The following is a 21553-nucleotide window of genomic DNA, read 5'->3' on the forward strand; positions in this document are numbered from 1 at the left end:
GCATGCTCTATATCCGCTCGCTGGCGTTCAACTTCGTCTTCTATGTCAATCTGATCGTCCAGATGGTCCTCTGGACCCCTTACTACTTCCTCTCGCCACGCCATCGCGCCTGGTTCGTGCCGAAATTCTGGTCGCGCACCAGCCTGTGGCTCTACGACAAGATCGCCGGCACCAGGAGCGACATCACCGGCGTCGAGAACCTGCCGGAGGGCTCTTTCATCCTGGCGCCGAAACACCAGTCGTTTTGGGACGCGATCGCTTTCTTTCCGTTCCTCCACGACCCGCTTTATATCCTGAAGCGCGAGCTGACCTGGATCCCCTTCTTCGGCTGGTACATCCTGAAGATGCGGATGATCCCGGTTCACCGCGGCAGCCGCTCCAAGGCGTTGAAGCAGGTCGTTGCATCGACAAAGCAGGAGATGGGGCGCAATCCGCGCCAGCTGATTATCTACCCCGAAGGCACGCGCCGAGCGCCAGGCGACGAGCCGGCTTACAAATACGGCATTGTCGAGCTCTATACGCAGCTTGGCGTCCCGGTGGTACCGGTCGCCCATGTCGCCGGCCTCTACTGGCCGCGCCGCAAATTCCTGCGCTTTCCCGGTACCATCAAGGCCCGCTTCCTGCCGCCGATTCCGCCCGGGCTCGGCAAGGACGAATTCATGGACCGGCTGATCGGCGATACGGAAGCCGCCTGCGACCAGCTGCTAATCGAGGCATCGCAGGCTCCTAACCCGCCGCAAATGCCGCCGACGGCGGTCAAGCGGCTGGCCGAACTCGCCGCGGCCGCCAAAGCAATTCCAGGAAAAGTGTGAGCGGTTTTTTCCGTCCTGAATCGCGCCAAAACAAAAAAGACCAAAGCTTGATCTCTTCTGCGGGCCGGCTCAAGGCCACGCCGCCAGCGCCGTGGTCAGCACCAGCGTCGCCGCGAAGGCCAGATTGATGATCCGCGACGCCAGCGGCTGGCGCAGGGTGCGGGCGAAGGCCGCGCCGGCCAGCAGCCACAGCACATGGATGGCTACGATCATCAGGGTGAGAACCGCCAGCCTGGCCGGGATGCCGAGAGCATCGGCGCCGGCTGCGGTCGCGGAGCCAGCAAGGACCGCAGCAATCGCCACATAGGCTTTCGGGTTGGCAACGGCGAGCAGGAAGCCGCCGAGGAAGGTCGGCAGAACCGCGCTGCTGTCACGCGCGGCCAGCGGCGGCGCTGTCGCTATTCTGTAGGCGAGGTAGAGAATATAGGCGGCGGAAGCGACCGCCAGCACCGGCGCTACGCCCGGCATCGAGGTAAGGATAGCCTTGATGCCGGTGGCCACCACCAGCAGCACCGCGACGGTGCCTAAAATGATCCCCGATGTGTAGTGAAGCGAATTGCGCAGGCCGAAGGCGGCCCCTATCGCCGTGACGCTGATCGTCGCCGGGCCAGGACTGCCCATGACGACGGTTGCCGCCAGCACCAGCGCCAGCAATTGCTGCCAGGGCTGCGCCTGCGAAAGAATGTCTGCGGCCATGCTGCCTCTTCTCCACAATAATGGAGAGCAGTGTGGCGAGGCGGACAGCCGTCGTCTTGAACGATCGTGCCGAAGCTGCGCGGCTAGGCGCTGGCCTTGTCCAGCGCCACGAGATCCTCCGCGCTGAGCTTCAGCGATGCGGCGCGCGCCAGGCTGTCGACCTGGTCCAGCGTCGTGGCGCTGGCGATCGGCGCGGTGATGCCGGGCTGCGCCATCACCCAGGCGAGTGCCACTTCCGCCTGCTTGGCCGAATGGCGCGCCGCGACGGTGTCGAGTGCGGCCAGAATGCGCATGCCGCGCGCATTGAGATAAGCCTTCACGCCGCCGCCGCGTTCACTTTTGCCGAGATCGGCCTCGCTACGGTATTTGCCGCTCAAAAACCCCTTGGCGAGACTGAAATAGGTGATGACGCCGATATCCTCGGCCACGCACAGATCATGCAGCGGCCCGTCGAAGGATGAGCGGTCGTAGAGATTGTATTCCGGCTGCAGCACGCTGTAGCGCGGCAGCCCGCGCAGGCTGGCAACATCGAGCGCGGCGCGCAGCTGGCCGGCGTCAAGATTCGAGGCGCCGATATGGCGGACCTTGCCGGCAGCGAGCAGCTTCTGGTAGGCGCCGAGCGTCTCCTCATAAGGGGTTGTCGGGTCCGGCCAATGCGAGAGATAAAGGTCGATCACATCGGTCTGCAGTCGCTTGAGCGACGCCTCGACTGCCCTTTCGATATGGGCAGCGGACAGATCCTTCTTGCCTTGTCCCATATCCGAGCCGACTTTGGTGATGACGATGATCTTGTCACGGTTGCCGCGGCTTTTCATCCATTTGCCGATGATGGTCTCGGACTCGCCGCCCGCGTGGCCGGGCACCCAGCGCGAATAGGCATCGGCGGTATCGATAGCGTTGAGGCCGGCGTCGCCGAACCGGTCGAGCAGGTCGAAGGAGGTCTTCTCGTCCGCGGTCCAGCCGAAGACATTGCCGCCCAGGACCAGCGGCGCGATGGAAAGGTCGGTTTGACCGAGACGGCGTTTTTGCAAGACGGGGCTCCGTGGGGCTGGCGGCGGGCGACCCGAATGCTTCGGGCCGCAGCTAAGCTAGGTCTCGCCGCGCCGAGGTCAAAGGCCTCAGCCAATTTTTCCAGCGGGCCAGCGCTTCACAAAGGCGCGAGAGCTTCGCCTGCAGGCTCGCCGTGGTCTACTGGCTCACGAGGCGATCCGCTTCGCCACCTCTTCCAGCCAGTGGTCGCTGATACCCAGCGCCGCGAGATGCTGCAGCGTGTTGAGCACATAGTCCTCGTTGTTTCCGGACTGGCCGACGGCGCCACGGATAACACCTGCCGCATGCGCGGGGTCGAGCCCGCCGGCATACTGCTCATGCTGGCGGTCGACGATATAGGCGACCGCTTTCACTCTCTCTCCCGCGGCCGCCCCATTCCCGTCGAGGCTGACATCGAGCACACGCTCGAGGTAGACGCTGGTCACCAATTCGCGCTCGCGCAGATAGGTCAGCACCTCATCGCGCAGCTCGCCGGGCACGCGAAAGGCCAGCCCGATGCAGGAGCCGCCACGGTCGAGGCCTAGCACCAGGCCCGGCCGCTGGCGCGTGCCGCGATGCACGAAGGAATAGACGCACAGCGACCGGCGGTAGCCGTAAAGCCGCGCGCGCCGTGTCTCGACATGGGCGAATCCCGGTCGCCAGATCAGCGAGCCGTAGCCAAAAACCCAAAAATCGCCCATATCGCCAAGCCTGATTGCACGAGAGTGACGCCGCCGCATCGGAATCGGTGCTCTTCTGTTCTTTTTGCTTGTTGCGTAAGCCACAGTCCACCCGCAACACGCCCGCGTTAATGAAAGCCGCAGCATGACGTCAAGTGACGAGCGTCCGTCGAAGTTTCGCCACCGGCTGATGTGGCTCGCTGCCTTGGTCGTTATGCTGTTCGGCGCCTACAGCGCGGTCTGGTTCTATGTCGCCGGTCGCGTCAGCAGCGAAGCCGACAAGGCGGTGGCCTCGCTCAAGGACAAAGGCATCGAGGCCGGCTGCGCCAACCTCACCGTCAGCGGCTACCCCCTGCGTTTTGCCATCTCCTGTGACAATCTGGCTTACGAGGACGACGCCAGGAACGTTGCCGCCTCGGCAGGCAGCTTCAACTTCGTTGCAGAACTCATCCGGCCTTTGTCGCCCGCCGCCGAGTTGCGCGGGCCACTGCGGACCTCGGTGCCCGGGATGGCGCCGCTATGGATCGATTGGGACAATCTGCAGGCCAATGCCAAGCTCTCCTGGCCCTTGCCACGCAGCATTTCGCTGCAGGCCGAGAGCTTGTCCGGCCAGACCGATCCGGCCGACGACACCGACCCGGTTTCACTGTTCAGCGCCGGAACGGCGGCGGGCGAGTTGCGGCCGGACGGTCAGGACCTTGGCTATACCGGAAGCTTCACCGATCTTGAGATCGACGCCGACGCGATCGGCGGGCGCGTGCTGCCGCCGCTCGACGGCAGCGGCGACGCGACGCTGAAGAACGGCGTCGCGCTGATGAAGACGCAGGCCAGGAGCCTGCGCGGCCAGGCGGTCGGCATCCACAAGCTCGATCTGTCGTCGGGAACCGCGCGCATCACCGTCTCCGGCCCGGTGTCGGTCGACGCCAACGGCCAGGTCAATGCCGACCTGACGATCAAGCTGCAGGATCCCAAAGCCGTGGCGGCAATCCTCGCCACCGCAATCCCCGAGCAGAAGAGCCAGATCGAGCAAGGCTTTGCCGGTCTGGCGCTGCTCGGCAACGAACCGTCGATGCCGCTCAAGGTGGTGAAGGGCAAGGTCTCGCTCGGCTTCATTCCGCTGGGCAAGATAAAGCCGCTCGATTAGAGCAATTCCAGGAAAAGTGTGAGCAGTTTTCCGTCCGGAATTGCGTTAAAACAAAGAGATAGAGCATGATCGCAAAGAGCGGCAACGGCTTTTGGGGAGAGATCATGCTCGAGCAAGCCGACGCATGAACCGACCGGTGAAACTGCTGAGCGTTGGCGCGCTGACGCTGGATACCATCCTGCGCGTCGAAACCCTGCCCACGCATCAGGGCAAGTTCATCGCCTCGGACGGCATCCAGATCGCCTCGGGCATGGCGACAAGTGCTGCCTGCGCCGCCCGCCGTCTCGGCGCCGAGGTGTTCCTGTGGGCAAGTGCAGGTGACGATGCCGTCGGCGACCAATTGCTGGCCGGCATCGAGGCCGAGGGCGTCGATTGCCGCTTTGTCCGCCGCGTCGAAGGCGCCCGCTCGGCGCTGGCCGCGATCCTGGTCGACGCTCATGGCGAGCGCATCATCGTGCCCTTCTACGACCCAAAGGCGCAGGCCGACCCCGAGGCGGTGCCTGTCGCCGATCTTTCCGGCTTCGATGCCGTGCTGGTCGATGTGCGCTGGCCGGGCGCCGCCGCTCTTGCCTTGACCGCCGCGCGCGACGCCGGTTGCCCGGCAATCCTCGACGCCGACACGGCGCCGCTGGAGGTGCTGGAGCGTCTGTTGCCGCTGGCTTCGCACATCGTCGCTTCGGAGACGGCTGCACGCATTATCTGCGACCACGCGCTGGATCCCGAAACCGCCTGCGCCGACCTCGCCAGCCGCACAGACGCCTTTGTCGCGGTGACCGGCGGCGCCGCGGGAAGCTGGTGGCATGACCGGTCCGCCGGATGCGTGCGCCACATCGCGGCGCCGAAGATCAAGGCGGTCGACACGCTGGCCGCCGGCGACGTTTTCCACGGCGCCTTTGCTGTCGCGTTGGCGGAAACCATGCCGATCGAGCAGGCGTTGCGCTTTGCCAGCGCGGCGGCCGCGCTCAAATGCCAGCGCTTCGGCGGCCGGCTGGGGGCGCCAAACAGGGACGAGGCAATGGCCATGGTCGCGGCGACCTGGCCCGTCTGAAACAGATTTAACTTTTCACCGGGTGCTCGACCGCCTGCCGGCCGAAATCCGGCACGTCGATATCCTGGCCGGCCTCGATGATCGAACGGCGAACGGCCCGGGTGCGGGTGAACAGGTCGAACAGCTTGTCGCCGTCGCCCCAGCGGATCGCCCGCTGCAGCGAGGCGAGGTCCTCCGAAAAGCGCGCCAGCATTTCCAGGATGGCATCCTTGTTGTGCAGGCACACGTCGCGCCACATGGTCGGGTCGGAGGCGGCCAGACGGGTGAAGTCGCGGAAACCGGAAGCCGAATATTTGATCACTTCCGACTTGGTCACCGATTCCAGATCGTCGGCCGTGCCGACGATGTTGTAGGCAATGATGTGCGGAAGATGCGAAACGATGGCCAGCGTCATGTCATGATGCTGCGGGTCCATCGAGTCGATGTTGGAGCCGCAGCGCCGCCAGAATTCCGACAGCTTTTCCAGCGCGGCCGGATCGGTTCCCGGCAGCGGCGTGAAGATGCACCAGCGGTTTTCGAACAGGTCGGCGAAACCCGCATCCGGGCCCGATTTCTCCGTACCTGCCAGCGGGTGCCCCGGAATAAAGTGCACGCCGTCCGGTACATAGGGCTGCATTTGCGCAATGACGGAGGCCTTGGTCGAACCGACATCGGTGAGGATGGCGCCCTTTTTCAGCCCCGGCGCGATCTCTTGCGCCACCTCGCCCGACGATCCCACAGGCACCGAGACGATGATCAGGTCGGCGTCGCGGACCGCTTCCCTGGCGCCGGTGGTGTAGCTCTCGCCAAGACCGAGCTCCTTCGCCCGCGCCAGCGTGGCCGGGCTGCGCGTCGCGATGGCGACATGGCGGGCCAGGCCCTCGCGGCGGATAACGCGGGCCAGCGACGAGCCGATCAGGCCGATGCCGACCAGCGCGATCTTTTCAAACATCGGTGATGTCATTGTTTCAGCTTTTCAGGAACGTCGTGAGGGCGTCGATAACGCCGCGATTGGCTTCTTCGGTGCCGACGCTCATGCGCAGCGCATTGGGAAAGCCATAGCCGGTAACGCGCCGCAATATATAGCCGCGCTGGGTGAGGTAGTCGTCCGCCGCCTCAGCCGAATGCTTCTTGTCGTCGGGAAAGTGGATGAGGACGAAATTGCCGACGCTGGGCGTCACCCTGAGCCCAAGCTTCGTCAGCTCTTCATTCAGCCAGGTAAGCCAGGTCTCGTTGTGCAACGAACTGCGCTCGACATGGGCGCGGTCGCGGATGGCGGCAATGCCGGCCTCGATCGCTGTTGCGTTAACGTTGAAAGGGCCGCGGATACGGTTGATGGCATCGACGATGTGCAGTGGGCCATACATCCAGCCGATGCGCGCGCCGCCAAGGCCGAGCTTGGAGAAGGTGCGGGTCATGACCACATTCTGTGCGCTGCCCGCCAGCTCGATGCCGGCCTCGTAGTCATTGCGCCTGACATATTCGGCATAGGCCGCGTCGAGCACCAGAAGCACGTTGCCCGGGAGCGTGGAATGCAGGCGGCGGACCTCCTGGAACGGCAGATAGGTGCCGGTCGGATTGTTGGGATTGGCGAGGAAGATGATTTTGGTCCGCGGCGTCACCGCGGCCAGGATCGCGTCGACGTCGGCGCGCTCCTCGGTTTCCTTCACAGCAACCGGCTTGGCCCCCGCCGACTGAATGTAGATCTTGTAGACCATGAAGGCATGTTCGGTAAAAATCGCCTCATCGCCTGGCGCCAGATAGGTCTGCGCCAGCAGGCCCAAAATCTCGTCGGAACCGTTGGAGCAGATGATGTTTGCCGGGTTGAGGCCATGCACCTCGGCGATCGCCTCGCGCAGCCGGCGGGCGGTGCCGTCGGGATAGACATCGAGCTTGCCAGCCACTTCGCGCGCGGCCTCGATCGCCTTCGGCGACGGGCCGAGCGGGTTCTCGTTCGACGACAATTTATGGACCTTGGCGACGCCGGCCGGTGCCGTGCTCTTGCCCGGCACATAGGCGTCGATGTCCATAATGCCCGCGCGGGGCGTCGGCCGTGCCTTGTCCGCTGTCTTGTCCATGTCGCAAATCCATCGAGAATGCCTCCGTCCGGAGGCCGCAGCGGAAATACAAGCCGTAGCCGCGAATGTCGAGAGGCGGGCAATAGCTGGCCGTTGACGCCGGGCCGCACGAGTTCTAGAAGAACGCAACAGTTCCGTGGTGATTTGGCCGGTCGGCTTGCAGCCACGTTAAACAACTCGCTAAAGGGCCGTTTGCGTGACGTAACCGGCTTTGCGATCGCACTGCCGGTTTTTATTGCCTGACGGCGGGCAAGGAGAGTCACATGGCCGCGCTCCGCGCTACAAAAACCAACAACGAGGCCGACAACCCGTCGAGCCCTGTGTTGCGTTTTGGCCCTGACAAGCCGCTGAAGCTCGACGCCGGCACGCTTTTGTCGCCGTTCCAGATCGCCTACCAGACATATGGCGCCCTCAACGATGCCCGCACCAACGCCATCCTGGTCTGCCACGCGCTGACCGGCGACCAGCATGTCGCCAGCACCAATCCGGTGACCGGCAAGCCCGGCTGGTGGGAAGTGCTGATCGGTCCCGGCAAGATCATCGACACCAACCGCTTCTTCGTCATTTGCTCCAACGTCATCGGCGGCTGCCTCGGCTCCACGGGTCCGGCCTCGACCAATCCCGCCACCGGCAAGCCCTACGGCCTCGACCTGCCAATCATCACCATCCGCGACATGGTGCGGGCGCAACTGATGCTGGTCGACCATTTCGGCATCGAAAAGCTGTTTTGCGTGCTCGGCGGCTCGATGGGCGGCATGCAGGTGCTGGAATGGGCATCGTGCTATTCCGAGCGCGTCTTCTCGGCCCTGCCGATCGCCACAGGCGCACGCCATTCCTCGCAGAACATCGCCTTCCACGAGGTCGGCCGGCAGGCCGTCATGGCCGATCCGGACTGGCATGGCGGCAAATATTTCGAGCACGGCAAGCGCCCGGAAAAGGGGCTCGCCGTGGCGCGCATGGCCGCCCACATCACCTATCTGTCGGAAGCCGCCCTGCATCGGAAATTCGGCCGCAATCTGCAGGACCGCGAAGCGCTGACCTTCGGTTTCGACGCAGATTTCCAGATCGAAAGCTATCTGCGCCACCAGGGCATGACATTCGTCGACCGCTTCGACGCCAACTCCTACCTCTACATGACCCGTTCGATGGATTATTTCGACCTCGCCGCCGACCATGGCGGCCGGTTGGCAGATGCCTTTGCCGGGACCAAGACCCGCTTCTGCCTGGTGTCCTTCACCTCGGACTGGCTGTTCCCGACCGAGGAGAGCCGCTCGATCGTGCATGCGCTCAACGCCGCCGGCGCCTCCGTCTCCTTCGTCGAGATCGACACCGACCGCGGCCATGATGCCTTCCTGCTCGATGAACCCGAACTGTTTGCCGCCATCAAGGGCTTCATCGGCTCGGCGGCCCGCGCAAGGGGGCTCGCCTCATGAGCGTCAATGGCAGCCAGCGCGTCGACCTCGAAGTCGTGGCCAACCTGATACCGCCGCAGTCGCGGGTGCTCGATGTCGGCTCCGGCGACGGCCTGCTGCTCGAACTCCTGCAGGAGACCAAGCAGGTCGACGGCCGCGGGCTGGAGCTGTCACAGCGCGGCGTCAATGAATGCGTGGCGCGCGGTCTCTCGGTCATCCAGGGCGATGCCGATACCGACCTCGAATTCTATCCAGACAAGGGTTTTGACTTCGTCGTCCTGTCTCAGACGCTGCAGGCGACCCGCAACCCGAAGCTGGTGCTCGACGAGCTGCTGCGAATCGGCAACCGCGCCATCGTCTCCTTCCCCAATTTCGGCCACTGGCGGGTGCGGCTGTCGCTGTTCGTCAATGGCCGGATGCCGGTGACCGCGGACCTGCCCTATTCCTGGTACGACACGCCCAACATCCATTTCTGCACCATCCGCGACTTCGTCAATCTGGTCGAGGAACTCGGCGCTTCGGTCGAGAAAGCCACCGCGCTCGACGGCAACGGCCAGAAGATCGGACTGTCGATGCCATGGTGGTTCTGGAATTTCTTCGGCCAGCAAGCGGTGTTCTTGCTGAAGCGGTAGTTTGCCCCTATTCCAGCACGTCCGTCGCCTTGTGCGGGTGCTGAACGCCATCGGCGATGATCACATCGGCGTGGGAGTTGTCGGTGCGCAAGGCCAGAATCTCCCGATAGGCTGATGAATCGTACCAGCCCCACGCATGCGCCCTGTCCGGAAACTCGATGACGATCAGATGCCCGGGCCATTCGTTTTCGACCACGTCCATGTCGCCGCCGTGGACAAGGAAGCGGCCGCCGAACGGCTCCAATGTGGCGTCGATCCTCTGCAGATACTCGACAATCTGCGGGCCCATTGTGACTTGACGCATATGGGCGACGGCGTAGGCGGCACGGCTGAACTCCCTGTGAGATCGAAGCCCGACGACCGGCTTCGTTGGCGCAATCTGCAGACATGATGGCCATCGGTCGATTACGTCTGGGGTAATCGGCCGGCTTACGGCGTCCTGGCTCAACAGTTTGTGATGACATTGCCGCTGGTTTTTTGTAGCGTCGAATCGAATGCCATCCCGGGGTAAGGCTTGGACGGCGACCATCAAAACCTCCGGCCTCCAGGCATTTCGGGGCACAATCGAAGCAACATGTCCAAGGCAACCGACCTCGCTCCGCTGATCTCGGTGATCACACCGACGCACAATCGCCGCAGCAAGGTGGTGCGCGCCGTGGAGAGCGTGCTGGCGCAGAATTTTCCCCGGTTCGAACACATTGTCGTCGATGACGGCTCGACCGACGGTACGGCAGCCGCACTTGCCGAAATCCGCGATCCACGGCTGATCTATGTTGGCTCGAAATGGCGCGGCGCCAATGCCGCCCGCAATGCCGGCATCGAGCGGGCGCAGGCGCCGGTGGTGACATTCCTCGATTCCGACGACGTCTATTTGCCGGATCGCCTGGCGCGGACGCTGGAGCAGTTCGACAACAATCCCTCACTCGAAGTGCTGATCAGTTCCTTCGTGTCGCTGAAGGGCAATCGCCGCACCAACTGCGTCAACCGCGAGGCGCTGCTGAGCCGCGACTCGCTGGAGCGGGCCCTTGTCGCGCAGACCATCTTCATTGCCGGGTCGGCAATCACCGCCCGGCGCGAGTCGCTGCTGGCCATCGGCGGCTACGACAGTGACGTCACGCGCATGCAGGATCGCGAATTGTTGCTGCGCTTTGCCCGTCGCAGCGGCGCGCAGCTGTCCGAAGTGATCGACTGGAAAAAGTACAACTCGGAGAATTCGATCTCCGGTCGCCGGGACGGCTATGTCGAAGCCTATGCGAGCTTGATCGACAAGCACCCCTATATCGCCGACCGCTACCCCTACATTCCGCCTTACATGATCGCCCGGCAGCTCATCGCCGATGCACTCAAGGGCAGGGTTTCGCAGGCGTTCTCCGGCTATATGGCCAACCGGTCGTCGAAGGCGCTTGGCTATTCGCTGCCGCAGCTGTTGCGTGGCTATGTCGGCGGCCGGCGCTGGCGCCGCGATCTCTATGCCGAATTTCGCGACAAATACGGTGCACGGCCGGCCTGAAGTTTGCCGACAAGCCGCGCAGCGGCTTTCCCCTCCGAACTGCCTCAAACCTCATTTGTCGAGTTCCGGCAGATATGGGTCGGAATATAGCCGCCGGTCGCGTTCGCCCTGTAGGCAGTCCATGGGTGCGGCGGCATCGATCGGGACCACGGTCGCATCGGCGATGCCGCTCACCTCCAGGATCAGCTTGCGGCGTATGGCGGTGGCGAATTCCGAGGCCGCATAGATCGGCAACACGAAGGAGCCTGGCCCACCGGTGACGCAGTCGTCATAATACTGGTCGAGATGGCTGAACGTCGGCGACGGGCTGATCAGGATCGGCAGGCCGTTGATGACGATGCCCTTGGCCACCGCCGCATCGCGTGTCGTGGCGACGGGCAGCCCGGTGTTGTTGGGACCGTCGCCGGAAATGTCGATGACGCTGCGTGGCGCATCGAACCCCGTGCCCTCGAACAGCCCGGCGCCGAAGGCAAGCGCACCGGAAATCGAGGTGCCGCGAAAGCTGCGGAACGGCCGCGCTTCTATTCTGTCGGCGAAGGCGTTGGCGCTCTCTGCGCTGTCGATCACCTGCCAGGCGATGACGCCATCCTCGCGCACGACGCCCGCCCATTCGAAATAGGCAAGCGCGATGCGCCCGGTGGTTCCCGAGCGCACGGCCTTGATGAAATCGGGATGCCTGAGCGCCTCGACATAGCCAGCGCGCTGCAGCGCGAACTCCCTCTCGTCCATCGACTGTGATATGTCGACGGCCAGCACCAGTTCGACATCCACGGCAACGGCCGGGGCAGCCACGGGCGTGGTGCAGGCAAGGCAGGCAAGCAGGCTGAGCGCATCGAGCATGGCCGCACCACGGATGTTTCGACCCGTGAATCTTCGCCGCGATCGCGGCGAAATAAAGCCCCTTCTACTTCTTTCGCCGCACGGCCGCTTTCGGCGGCGGGTCGATGGCGCCGGTCCTGACTCGGGCGGGTTTCAATGGCGCAGCACCCGTATCCTTCACGATGTTCAATGCGCGTGGAAAGAAATGACCATTGTGCAGTCCGCGCCCGATGTTGAGGATCGCGGTTTCCGGCAGGCGTTTCTCCAGCATGGACAGTACCCTTCGCAGCGAAGGACCATCGAACGCGTCCATCGCTTCGTCGATGATCACCCATTTCGGCTGCCGCAAGGCCAGCCTGGCGAAGGCCAGCGACCGCTGTTCGTCATCGTTGAGTTCCCGCTCCCAGCGTGCGGAACGGTCGAGCAAGGATGACAGCCGCTCGAGGCCGACCTCGGCCAGCACCGCCCCAAAATCAGCATCGCCAGCCGGCGCCGAGCCATTCGGATGCAGCACTTCGCGTAACGTGCCGGCAGGAAAATACGGAACACGCGGCACGAAAATCGGCGTTTCTCCGGCCGGCAAGCCGATCCGCCCGCTGCCCCAGGGCCAAAGGCCGGCAATGGCGCGGAAGAACAATGTCTTGCCGGCGCCTGGGTCGCCGGTGATCATGACGCGCTCACCGGGATGGATCTCGACATGGCTGTCTGAAAGTTTGGTGCAGCCCTCCGGCGAGGCCACTTGGAGCTTCTCGAAGGTCAGGCTGCCATTGGCGTTATCGCCGAATTCGATGCGCTTTTCCTTGTCGTGCAACACATCGGTTTCATCGAGCGCAATGCGGAAGTCGGCAACGCGCATCAGCGTGGCGCGCCAGTCGGCGATGCCGCCGATATTGTTGATGAACCAGCGCAGCGACGAGTGCACCTGGTTGAAGGCGCCGACCGCCATCATCAACCCGCCAAAGCTGATATCGCCTGAAAAATAGACCGGCGATGCCACAAGGATCGGCGCCACCACGGTGATCCAGCCATAGGTATCGGTCACCCAGGAAAGGTTGATCTGCGCTTTGTAGATGTTTCGCATCGCGCCCAGCACCGTGCCAAGGTCGATTTCGAGCCGTCTCTTGGCATCGGCTTCGCCGTGATAGAGCGCGATGGCGTCTACATTCTCGTTGACGCGCACCATCCCGGAACGCAGCTCGGCCTCGCGGGTGTAGCGGTCGCTGTTGAGGCGGATCAGCGGCCGCCCGACCAGCCAGCTCAGCCAGGAGGCGATGCCGGCATAGAGGAACGCGGCCCAGACCATGTAGCCCGGTATCGCCAGCGACCAGCCGTTGATGTGGAAGACGAAGCCCGACGAGAGTTGCCAAAGCACGCCGACGAACGACACCAGCAGGATGAAGGATTGCAGCAGGCCGACGCCGAGGTCCGTCGACAGATCGGACAGATGCGCGGCATCCTGCTGCATGCGCTGGTCGGGATTGACGCCGATGGCGCCGGCATTGGCGAGCCGGAAGGCCCGCGCCGGCCGCATCCATTGGTCGATCAGGTCGAGCGTCAGCGCCTCGCGCAGCTTCAGCCGGATCATCTGGTTGAGCCAGGTCTGAGCGATGTTGAGCAGCAGCAGCGTGCCGGCAATCACGGCAAAGATCATCAGCTGATGCAGGAAGGCCGCCATGTCGCGACGCGCCAGCGCATCGTAGAAAGGCTGGTTCCAGCGGTTGAGCAGAACCTGGCCGATCGACGTCGCGACGATGACCGCCATAATGCCGACCGACGTCCAGACCAGCCACTTGCGCACCGGTGAGCCTATCAGCGCCCGTTTGATCGTCGCTACCTGATCGCGCAGGCTGCTGGCTTCGACGGTTACCGGCTGAACGGTGGCGGACTTGTCCGGTTGATCAGCCATGCACGAGGTCCTTGCGTTCAGAAGCGTTGCTGAAACCAGATGGAGAGACTTGAAGGCATCCGCCGCTCAAACGGACCGCGAATGCATCTGCGACAGATAGGTGGGAAAAACCCACGCAACACCAGTTTTCATGATGATCACGAAGGTGTCACCTGACGCGTCGTCGATGTCACCCCTTCCGCCCGGCGGCCAAGCCGCGTCGCACCGTGCGGTGACAGTACCGGCACGAAGACACGGCGCGAGGCGCGCTGCGCGACCGGCACGCCCTGATAGAGCCGCTTCTGCGCCTCGACCACGATGACGCCGGAAAAGATCGGCCAGAACCGCCGGCCGGCGCGCTCCAGCACATTGTGGAACCGCATCATGAAGCGCCGCGGCGATGGCGGGAAGAACAGCGCGTCGGACCAGGAAGCCGGTGTGAAATTCGCCTCGCGCAGCAATTCTGTCAGCTGGCCGCGCGAGAACGGCCGGCCATTGCCGAACGGCGTGTGCTCGAACCGCGCCCAGACACCGCGCCGGTTGGGCACGACGATGACGACGCGCCCTGCCGGCGACAGCACCCGCCAGATCTCGTTCAGCGTCTCGCGCGGGTTTTCGACATGTTCGAGCGAATGCACGAGCAGCATGCGGTCGATGCAGGAATCGACCAGCGGCAGTTCCTCGTCGAAGACCAGCGCCGTAGCCGTCGGCCCGTTCGCCGGCCAGACGACGGCGCCTTGCGTAGCAGGCATGAAGGCAAACACCCGCTCGGCATCGGTGCCGAACCGCTCCAGCCACGGCAAGGTATAGCCGAGCCCGACCAGCCGCTCATTGGGCACTGTTGCCCATATTGAGGACAGCGCCATGGTGATCGAGCGTTCAGCCAGGCGGCCGAGCGTGGTCGAATAGAAGGAGCGGAGATCGACGATATCGGAATGCATGCGCGGGACGGTAGCTGCGATGCCGCCCAAGTTCAACAAAGCCGGCACGTTCTGCAAAGCTAGAGTGACATCGGCGGCCAAGCGCCCTATGTCTGCGCCAACAGATGGAGAGATGCCAATGCCCGTCGAAATCGAACAGTTCATGTGCCGCAGCGACAATTTCGGCGTGCTGGTGCATGACCCGAAAAGCGGCGAGACCGCCATTATCGACGCGCCCGAAGAAGCGCCGATCATTGCCGCGATCGAGCGTACCGGCTGGAAGCCGACGATGATCCTGACCACCCACCACCATGTCGACCATGTCGAGGCCAATCTGGCGCTGAAGGAGCGCTTCAAGCTGCGCATCGTCGGACCGGAGGCTGAAAAGGAAAAGATCCCCGGCATCGACGAGACCGTCGGGCAAGGCTCGGTCGTCCATCTCGGCGGCGAGCGGATCGATGTCATCGCCACGCCCGGCCACACTGCGGGCCATGTCTCCTATCATTTTCCGGCCTCGAAAGTGGCGTTCACCGCCGACACTTTGTTCGCGCTCGGCTGCGGCCGGCTGTTCGAATGCAAGCCGCCGGTGATGTATGAGTCGCTGAAGAAGCTCGCCGCACTCCCGGCGGACACGGTCATCTATTGCGGCCATGAGTATACGCTTTCGAACGCCCGCTTTGCGTTGACCGTCGACCCGACCAATTCGGCGCTCAGGGAACGCGCCGCCAAAATCGAGACCCTGCGCGCCGACAACAAGGCGACGCTGCCGACCACGATCGGCGAGGAATTGTCGACCAATCCGTTCCTGCGCTGGCACGACCCGGCGATCCGCAAGCATCTCGGTATGGAGGCGGCCCCGGACGCCGAAGTGTTCGCGGAAATCCGCAAGCGCAAGGACAATTTCTGAGCATCGTACCGGGATCAGCCATGACCAGCGCCGCTGAAATCATCGCCACGCTCGGCCTCAAGCCGCATCCGGAAGGCGGCTGGTATGCCGAGACCTTTCGCGACGGCGCCGGTGGCGCGCGTGGCCATTCGACGGCGATCTATTTCCTCCTCGAACAGGACCAGATTTCGGCCTGGCACCGGGTCAAGGACGCGGCCGAGGTCTGGCACTTCCATGCCGGAGCACCGCTGGCGCTGTCAATCTGGGAGGAAGGCAGTCCAAAGGTTAACCAGGTGATCGAGCAGGTGCTCGGCATTGAACTTGCGGCGGGCGAGCGGCCGCAGATCGTCGTGCCGGCCGGCTGGTGGCAATCGGCGCGCAGCCTCGGCGAATGGACGTTGGTCGGCTGCACCGTGGCGCCGGGCTTCGACTTCGCCGCGTTTGAAATGGCCGAGCCGGGCTGGCAGCCTTAGGCCAGAAGAAAACCAAGAGTTATGCAGAGCTGGGCGGCGTAGTACAGCACCCAGACCGCATAACGGATGCCGGCGCGATAGGGTGCTATTGCCGGAACCAGGAATTTCTCCGCGGCAAGCAGCCCGTCCGATGCCATGAACATAACAGCGCCGCCGATGACCCACGGATTGTCGAGCGTCAACGCCGAGATGCCCATCGCCAGAATGGCCGCGATATAGACGGCGATCGGCACCCGCAGGCCGGGACTGACACGGCGCCAGAGTGCTGCCAGCATGACGACTGCGAAGGCCGCCATGGCCAGCGCGATGGCGCCGCGCCATGTCTCGGTGCTGAGCACATCCAGCCCGCCGCCGCTGCGCAGGAAGAGCGGCACATAGAGGACATGCGCCGCAAGGAAGCTGGCCAGCCCGCCGAGGAAGGCCTTTTCGCCGTCACGCGACAGGAAGGCATCGCCGACGCCGCTGAGCAGCAGTGCGACGACGAGCAACAGCGGCCCACCTTGCATGAAGGCGAGTGCCGCAAGCATGGCCACGGCCAGCGTCTTTGCCGCCGAGCGGGCCAGCGTCGGCCGCATATCCAGGGTGAAGGCGTAGATCACTGCCGCCACCAGCGAAAAATCAATGTTGCATTGGCGTTGGCGTCGATGCCGCCGGCAAACGGCATCGTCATGCGCTTGCCCCACCCGTTGCCGCCTTGCGCAGGAACAACGATTTCGCCGCCAGTGCCGCGCCGCCGGTGATCAGCACGCAGGCCGCCAGGATACGCAGCGACGGCTCGGCAACGCCCGCCGCGATCAGCACCAATGTCGACAGCAGTGGCGCCGCATAGCTTGCCGCGCCGAGCACCTGGATGTTGCCGCGCTTTACGCCGATATCCCAGGCGTAGAAGGCCGCGCCCACCGGCATCAACCCCAAACCAAGCACCGCCAGCCACTGGCCGGGACCATCGGGCAGCACCGTCTTTTCCAGCAGAAGATGGCAGACGAGAGACAGGGCTGCCGTGGCGGCGCAGAACCAGGTGACAATCGAGGTCGGCACCGCCGGAAAGCGCCGCGACAGCAGCGAATAGGACGACCACAGCAGCGCACAGACGGCCGCCATCGCATAGCCGAAGGTGTAGCGAGCATCGAAGGCGAGGCCGCCACCCTTGGTGACGATCAGCACGGTCCCGGCGAGCCCGAGCAGCGCGCCGACGACATGGTTCCAGGCCAGCTTCTCGCCCGGCATCAGCGCTGATCCCAGCACGATCAGCAGCGGCCACAGATAGGCGATCAGGCTTGCCTCCACCGCCGGCGCGTTGCGCAGCGCGGTGAAATAGAAGAAATGGTAGCCGAACAGTCCGGCAATGCCGATCACCCAGACCTGGCGTGGGATCTTCAGGCTTTTATCGGTGGCCGGCATGAACAGCCGGGCAACCAGCCCGACCGCGGTGCCGATGGTGAAGGTGATGGCCGAGAGCAAGAATGGCGGCACGGCGCCCGACGCATCGGTGAGCAACGCCAGCAGCGCCCACATGGCGACCGCCGAGAAACCGATCAGTGTTGCGCGCCCCATGCCCGTCTCCGGCGACGCGCCCCAATTCTATTCGGGTGGGCGCGTCTATTCAGTTGCTTCGAACCGCCCCGCGCTGACAGTCAAGGTGCCGATCTGCGTCCCGACCGTGGCGTGGATCGGCGCATATATGCCGGTTTGGCCGAGCGGTGCAAACGTCACCATCATCTGGCTCTTCTTCTTCAGGTAATTCAGCGCCTTGCGGCCCTTGCGGTAGCCTGCCACCGGCTCGAAGCTCATCTTGCAGGTGACGGTGTCACCCTTGTAGCCCTTGACCGAGATCGATCCTTTCGAGGCGTAGGTCAGCGTCAGGTCGGCGCGCATCTCGCCGTCATAGAATTTCACCTTGCGCCCACAGACCTGGTCGAGGCTGTCAGCATGGATGACGGTAGCCGCCATCGGATCGAGCACCGATGCCAGATCGTTGCTGCCCAGCGGTATCCAGTTTTTGGGATTGCGCTTTTTCGGCTCGGGAATGACCTGGGTGGCGGTCACCGCGCCATTGGCAAAGCGGATATCGACCATGGAAGCCTTCTTGCCGGACTTATAATCGGCGCGAAATACCTGCGGCTGCATCTGCTTGCCCAGGATCTTGCCCTTTGACGAGATCGTGCCGCTCGTGTCGTCGAACAAGGTGGCGAGACCCGCACTGGAGACGGTGCCCTCTATGGAATAGCTACCGCCTTCGTAGTGGCTGGAAAATGTCGCCTTGGCCACGGAAAGCCCGAGGAACGACACCGTGTATTCGCCCTTGAAGGACTGTGCGGTGGCTGCGGGCGCGGCGGCAAGGGTTGATGTCGGCAAGGCGGCGACAAATATGGCGACAACGGCATGTAACGGGCGAAGCATGGCGGGCTCGGTCCTTGATTTTTTAACCGGAGGGCGGGCGACTCCGGCTTGAAATGTCCCTGTCCGACCGCTTATAGGCTGAATTCCGGCCTTTATGTGAAACGCCCGTCACAGTCGTGGGCAAGCCGGAGCTTGACGCATTGGCGAAATGCAACTAAGGAACGCCAACTTTTCCATAAGGCCGCCTGACTGAAACCGCGCGCCACCCGGCGCGGGCGAACAAGGTTTGGCAGGCTTAGACAGAACTGAAGGTTAGAACCATGTCCCGCACCTGCGAACTCACTGCCAAGGCAGTCCAGACCGGCAACAATGTGAGCCACGCCAACAACAAGACCAAGCGCCGCTTCCTGCCGAACCTCGTCAATGTGACGCTGATTTCGGAAGCGCTGAACCAGAATGTGCGCCTGCGCATTTCGGCCAACGCGCTGCGTTCGGTCGAGCATCGCGGCGGCCTCGACGCCTTCCTGGCCAAGGCCGACGCCAAGGAATTGTCGCAGCGCGCGCGCCTGTTGAAGAAGCAGATTGCCAAGAAGCTGGCCGACCAGCCCGCCGCTTAACAATATCAAGGCGGGGGACGACCGCCCTGAGCATCGGAGCAATCCGATGCTCAAAACTTCTAAGGCAGCAGCATCGGAGCAATCCGATGCTAAAAATTTGCAAGGCAGCGCGATCCGGATTTCGGCTAGCGCCTGGCTGGTTCCATTACCCAGGATAAAAAAATGACTTCCTTCTCGCGATATCTGCCCTTTGTGGCCGCCATGGCGCTTGTCGTCGTGGCATCGAACATCCTCGTGCAGTTCCCGATGCAGGGCCAGGCCGGCGGTCTGTCGCTGGCCGACATCCTGACCTGGGGTGCCTTCACCTATCCCTTCTCCTTCCTGGTCACCGACCTTGCCAACCGCCGCTACGGGCCGACCGTGGCGCGCCGCATCGTCCTTGTCGGCTTCATGACCGCTGTGGTCTGCTCGATCCTCGTCCCGCCCTTCCTGTTTCGCCACGGCCTGATCGAGTTCAAGACATCAGCCGACCGGCTGGTGCGCATCGCCGCAGCTTCCGGCGCGGCCTTCCTTTGCGCGCAATTGCTCGACGTCACCGTGTTCAACCGGTTGCGCCGGCAGAGCTGGTGGCGCGCGCCGATCGTCGGCACGCTGGTCGGCTCGGTGTTCGACACCCTGGTGTTCTTCAGCATCGCCTTTTCGGCCGCCTTCGCTTTTGCCGGCCCGAACGACAGCTTTGCGCTGGAGACGGCGCCGCTGATGGGCGTGCTGCCGGTCGAGTCCATGCGCTGGGTCTCCTGGGCGCTGGGCGACCTCTCGGTGAAGCTGATCATCGCTGTTGTGGCCCTGATCCCCTACCGGCTGCTCGCCGCCCACTGGAGCCAGCCGGCCGTGGCTGTCTAGGCCGTGATTCCCTGGGTCCAGCTCGGCTCGGCCAAAACGCCTGACGGCGGACAGGAACTGCGCCTCAAGCAGCGCGGCAGCGAATTCTCGATCATGCTCGGCACCAATGAGCTGATGAACAGCCGCCTCAGCGGCTCCGAGGAAGCGCTGGCCAAGCTCTCCTGTGAAAAGATCGGCGGCCGCGCCCAACCGAAAATCCTGATCGGCGGCCTCGGCATGGGTTTTACGCTGCGCGCTGCGCTTGCCCAAATGGGCGCCGACGCAGGCATCACCGTTGCCGAGCTTGTCCCCGCCGTCATCGCCTGGGCGCGCGGCCCCATGGAGGCGGTCTTCGCCGGCTGTCTCGACGATCCCCGTGTGACGGTTCGCGAAGCCGACGCCGGGCACATCATAAGATCCGACAAGGCAGCCTGGGACGCCATCCTGCTCGATGTCGACAATGGCCCCGAAGGCATCGTCTACAAGGGCAACGACGCCCTCTATGGCGCTGCCGGCCTCGGCGCGGCGCGTGCAGCGCTCAGGCCCGGGGGCGTGCTGGCTGTTTGGTCGCAAGGCCCCGATGCCGGCTTCACACGTAGGCTCAATCAGGCGGGCTTTGTCGTGGACGAGGTGAAGACGCGCGCCAATGGCAAGCGCGGCGCGCGCCACGTCATCTGGATCGCCACCACCCCCTCTCGCTGACGCCTTGGGGAAAGACGGGCGGAACGCTTCGATCCCGTGGACGGAAGCTATCTCGACAATTCGGCGGCAAGTGCCTCCAACAGCCCGCGCGTGCCCTCTTCGCGGCCTTGCGCCGAATCGACGCCATCGAAGAACACGCCCTGTTCGGTAAAGATCAGGCGGGTGCCCTCGCCGGAGGGTGACAGCTCGACTGTGGTCAGCGATGCCGACATGGTCTGCGTCCCGATTGCCATCCGGTAGGAAAACACGATGCGCTGGTTCGGAACGATGTCCTGGAACTGCGCGTCGAGCCTGATCTCGGGGCCACCCTGGTAGCTGAACCGCGACACCTCGGCGCCGCCGACACGGAAGTCGAAGCTGAATTCGGCAACGGTGAAGCCGTGCCCTTCGACGCGCCAGCGCTGCACCGTCTCCCTGTCGGCAAAGGCGTGGAAGACTTTGACCGGCGACTGGGGATAGGTGCGCTCGATGGAGAAGGTGGAGTGGATGACGGAGTGCCCGTCTACGGGGGCCATCTGGTTCATTGTTTCTGGTCCTTGTCGTGGTTATGCTTGGGGGATTGGTCGCCGAGGTCCGTCTCGGCCAGGATCTGGCCAAGACGATCGAGGTAGCGCTCGGCCGGAATGCGGCGTTCCGCGATCCAGTCGGCGAGCGGGGCGAGCCCGCCCGGTTCGATTCGGCAGGTGCGCACCCGCCCGGTCTTTTCACTGCGGATCAGCCCGCAGGCTTCCAGCGCCTGCAGATGCTGCAGCACGGCGGCAAAGGTCATGCCGAACGGCTCCGCCAGTTGGCTGACGGTCGCCGGTCCGCGGCTCAGCCTTTCCAGGATCTGGCGGCGCGTGGGCTCGACAAGACCCCGCAGGATGCTGTCGATCTTGGAATAGTCAAGCATGTACTTGAGTATTCCAAAGTCGGAAAATTGTCAAGTCGTGGCTAAAGTATTTTTGCGGAACGACACGATCTGCTGGTCAGCCAGGCAATAGACGGAAAACGGGATTGCATAGCAATTTGCCGATTCGGCGTGCCAAACGGTGCATGGGTTGCAGACCGGAAGCGGAAGCAGCGCCGT

The 21553-nt window shown here is 63.7% G+C and carries 24 protein-coding genes, 1 pseudogene and 1 riboswitch; of the genes and pseudogenes, 11 read left to right on the forward strand and 14 right to left on the reverse strand.

What is annotated here, in order from left to right; genetic code table 11:
- Window positions 1-2 precede the first annotated feature (2 nt).
- On the forward strand, window positions 3-812 hold the full coding sequence (locus NLY44_RS18915; protein ID WP_023673308.1) for a lysophospholipid acyltransferase family protein: 810 nt from the start codon (window positions 3-5) through the stop codon (window positions 810-812).
- A 69-nt stretch (window positions 813-881) separates the two neighbouring features.
- On the opposite strand, the gene NLY44_RS18920 is transcribed toward NLY44_RS18915, so the two are convergent.
- The 3 genes from NLY44_RS18920 to NLY44_RS18930 all read right to left on the reverse strand — a co-directional run bounded on the left by NLY44_RS18920 (window position 882) and on the right by NLY44_RS18930 (window position 3238).
- Entirely contained in the window at window positions 882-1508 is a 627-nt protein-coding gene (locus tag NLY44_RS18920) for a LysE family translocator (RefSeq protein WP_023698717.1), read from the reverse strand.
- 83 nt (window positions 1509-1591) lie between these two features.
- Window positions 1592-2539 (reverse strand): aldo/keto reductase, encoded by a 948-nt coding sequence (locus NLY44_RS18925; protein WP_023698718.1) that lies wholly within the window; start codon window positions 2537-2539, stop codon window positions 1592-1594.
- A 165-nt stretch (window positions 2540-2704) separates the two neighbouring features.
- Complete coding sequence (locus NLY44_RS18930; protein ID WP_023698719.1) at window positions 2705-3238, reverse strand: gamma-glutamylcyclotransferase; 534 nt, start codon at window positions 3236-3238, stop codon at window positions 2705-2707.
- 124 nt (window positions 3239-3362) lie between these two features.
- On the opposite strand from NLY44_RS18930, the gene NLY44_RS18935 reads away from it, so the two are divergent.
- Window positions 3363-4361 (forward strand): DUF2125 domain-containing protein, encoded by a 999-nt coding sequence (locus NLY44_RS18935; RefSeq protein WP_023731074.1) that lies wholly within the window; start codon window positions 3363-3365, stop codon window positions 4359-4361.
- 124 nt (window positions 4362-4485) lie between these two features.
- Window positions 4486-5409 carry a sugar kinase gene (locus tag NLY44_RS18940; protein ID WP_023731075.1) on the forward strand — a complete coding sequence of 308 codons (924 nt, stop codon included), beginning with the start codon at window positions 4486-4488 and terminating at the stop codon, window positions 5407-5409.
- A 7-nt stretch (window positions 5410-5416) separates the two neighbouring features.
- On the opposite strand, the gene NLY44_RS18945 is transcribed toward NLY44_RS18940, so the two are convergent.
- Window positions 5417-6352, reverse strand: coding sequence for a prephenate/arogenate dehydrogenase family protein (locus NLY44_RS18945; protein WP_023685350.1), 936 nt, complete (start codon window positions 6350-6352; stop codon window positions 5417-5419).
- Between the two features lie 4 nt (window positions 6353-6356).
- Window positions 6357-7466, reverse strand: coding sequence for a histidinol-phosphate transaminase (hisC, locus tag NLY44_RS18950; RefSeq protein ID WP_023726966.1), 1110 nt, complete (start codon window positions 7464-7466; stop codon window positions 6357-6359).
- 126 nt (window positions 7467-7592) lie between these two features.
- Window positions 7593-7670: riboswitch (SAM riboswitch) on the forward strand.
- 59 nt (window positions 7671-7729) lie between these two features.
- Between hisC and metX the strand changes: the two genes are divergently transcribed.
- Complete coding sequence (gene metX / locus NLY44_RS18955) at window positions 7730-8899, forward strand: homoserine O-acetyltransferase MetX (protein WP_023685352.1); 1170 nt, start codon at window positions 7730-7732, stop codon at window positions 8897-8899.
- Window positions 8896-9510: a methionine biosynthesis protein MetW gene (gene metW, locus NLY44_RS18960; RefSeq protein ID WP_023673299.1), complete on the forward strand. Its 615-nt coding sequence runs from the start codon at window positions 8896-8898 to the stop codon at window positions 9508-9510. The genes metX and metW overlap by 4 nt, the downstream gene beginning before the upstream one ends.
- Before the next feature lie 7 nt (window positions 9511-9517).
- Here metW and NLY44_RS18965 read toward each other — a convergent pair whose 3' ends face one another.
- Window positions 9518-9889, reverse strand: coding sequence for a DUF1330 domain-containing protein (locus tag NLY44_RS18965; protein WP_280790976.1), 372 nt, complete (start codon window positions 9887-9889; stop codon window positions 9518-9520).
- 195 nt (window positions 9890-10084) lie between these two features.
- Here NLY44_RS18965 and NLY44_RS18970 point away from each other — a divergent pair, with 195 nt between their 5' ends.
- A complete protein-coding gene (locus NLY44_RS18970) occupies window positions 10085-11020 on the forward strand; it encodes a glycosyltransferase family 2 protein (protein WP_023673297.1) in 936 nt (311 codons plus the stop codon).
- A gap of 51 nt (window positions 11021-11071) precedes the next feature.
- On the opposite strand, the gene NLY44_RS18975 is transcribed toward NLY44_RS18970, so the two are convergent.
- The 3 genes from NLY44_RS18975 to NLY44_RS18985 form a co-directional block, all read right to left on the reverse strand.
- Entirely contained in the window at window positions 11072-11860 is a 789-nt protein-coding gene (locus NLY44_RS18975; protein WP_023714977.1) for a DUF1194 domain-containing protein, read from the reverse strand.
- 64 nt (window positions 11861-11924) lie between these two features.
- Window positions 11925-13745, reverse strand: a complete 1821-nt coding sequence (locus tag NLY44_RS18980) for an ABC transporter ATP-binding protein/permease (RefSeq protein ID WP_023804529.1) — start codon at window positions 13743-13745, stop codon at window positions 11925-11927.
- Window positions 13746-13882: 137 nt separating this feature from the next.
- Window positions 13883-14665, reverse strand: coding sequence for a class I SAM-dependent methyltransferase (locus tag NLY44_RS18985; RefSeq protein WP_023670688.1), 783 nt, complete (start codon window positions 14663-14665; stop codon window positions 13883-13885).
- A 118-nt stretch (window positions 14666-14783) separates the two neighbouring features.
- Between NLY44_RS18985 and gloB the strand changes: the two genes are divergently transcribed.
- Together gloB and NLY44_RS18995 are read left to right on the forward strand one after the other, a co-directional pair.
- Window positions 14784-15551 (forward strand): hydroxyacylglutathione hydrolase, encoded by a 768-nt coding sequence (gene gloB, locus NLY44_RS18990; protein WP_023701385.1) that lies wholly within the window; start codon window positions 14784-14786, stop codon window positions 15549-15551.
- A 20-nt stretch (window positions 15552-15571) separates the two neighbouring features.
- Entirely contained in the window at window positions 15572-16003 is a 432-nt protein-coding gene (locus tag NLY44_RS18995) for a cupin domain-containing protein (protein ID WP_023731081.1), read from the forward strand.
- Here the strand turns inward: NLY44_RS18995 and NLY44_RS19000 are convergent.
- From NLY44_RS19000 to NLY44_RS19010, 3 genes and pseudogenes are all read right to left on the reverse strand, one after another.
- Window positions 16000-16673 (reverse strand): annotated as a pseudogene (locus NLY44_RS19000) (lysoplasmalogenase family protein). The gene NLY44_RS18995 and the pseudogene NLY44_RS19000 overlap by 4 nt on opposite strands.
- Window positions 16670-17557 (reverse strand): aromatic amino acid exporter YddG, encoded by an 888-nt coding sequence (gene yddG / locus NLY44_RS19005; RefSeq protein ID WP_023699112.1) that lies wholly within the window; start codon window positions 17555-17557, stop codon window positions 16670-16672. The pseudogene NLY44_RS19000 and the gene yddG overlap by 4 nt, the downstream one beginning before the upstream one ends.
- A 45-nt stretch (window positions 17558-17602) precedes the next feature.
- Window positions 17603-18403 carry a DUF3108 domain-containing protein gene (locus NLY44_RS19010; RefSeq protein WP_023706322.1) on the reverse strand — a complete coding sequence of 267 codons (801 nt, stop codon included), beginning with the start codon at window positions 18401-18403 and terminating at the stop codon, window positions 17603-17605.
- A gap of 260 nt (window positions 18404-18663) precedes the next feature.
- Here NLY44_RS19010 and rpmB point away from each other — a divergent pair, with 260 nt between their 5' ends.
- From rpmB to NLY44_RS19025, 3 genes are all read left to right on the forward strand, one after another.
- The gene (rpmB, locus tag NLY44_RS19015; RefSeq protein WP_023670682.1) at window positions 18664-18960 is read left to right on the forward strand and encodes a 50S ribosomal protein L28; all 297 of its coding nucleotides are present in this window, start codon (window positions 18664-18666) and stop codon (window positions 18958-18960) included.
- 162 nt (window positions 18961-19122) lie between these two features.
- A complete protein-coding gene (locus tag NLY44_RS19020) occupies window positions 19123-19803 on the forward strand; it encodes a queuosine precursor transporter (RefSeq protein WP_023804528.1) in 681 nt (226 codons plus the stop codon).
- Window positions 19804-19806: 3 nt separating this feature from the next.
- The gene (locus NLY44_RS19025; RefSeq protein ID WP_023804527.1) at window positions 19807-20484 is read left to right on the forward strand and encodes a polyamine aminopropyltransferase; all 678 of its coding nucleotides are present in this window, start codon (window positions 19807-19809) and stop codon (window positions 20482-20484) included.
- A 47-nt stretch (window positions 20485-20531) separates the two neighbouring features.
- Here the strand turns inward: NLY44_RS19025 and NLY44_RS19030 are convergent, their stop codons facing one another.
- Both NLY44_RS19030 and NLY44_RS19035 read right to left on the reverse strand, forming a co-directional pair.
- Window positions 20532-21008, reverse strand: a complete 477-nt coding sequence (locus tag NLY44_RS19030) for an SRPBCC family protein (RefSeq protein WP_023804526.1) — start codon at window positions 21006-21008, stop codon at window positions 20532-20534.
- On the reverse strand, window positions 21005-21376 hold the full coding sequence (locus NLY44_RS19035) for an ArsR/SmtB family transcription factor (RefSeq protein ID WP_023804525.1): 372 nt from the start codon (window positions 21374-21376) through the stop codon (window positions 21005-21007). Before NLY44_RS19035 ends, NLY44_RS19030 begins: the two co-directional genes overlap by 4 nt.
- Between the last annotated feature and the right edge of the window lie 177 nt (window positions 21377-21553).

This window comes from Mesorhizobium sp. C089B (assembly GCF_030323125.1).
Lineage (GTDB): Bacteria > Pseudomonadota > Alphaproteobacteria > Rhizobiales > Rhizobiaceae > Mesorhizobium.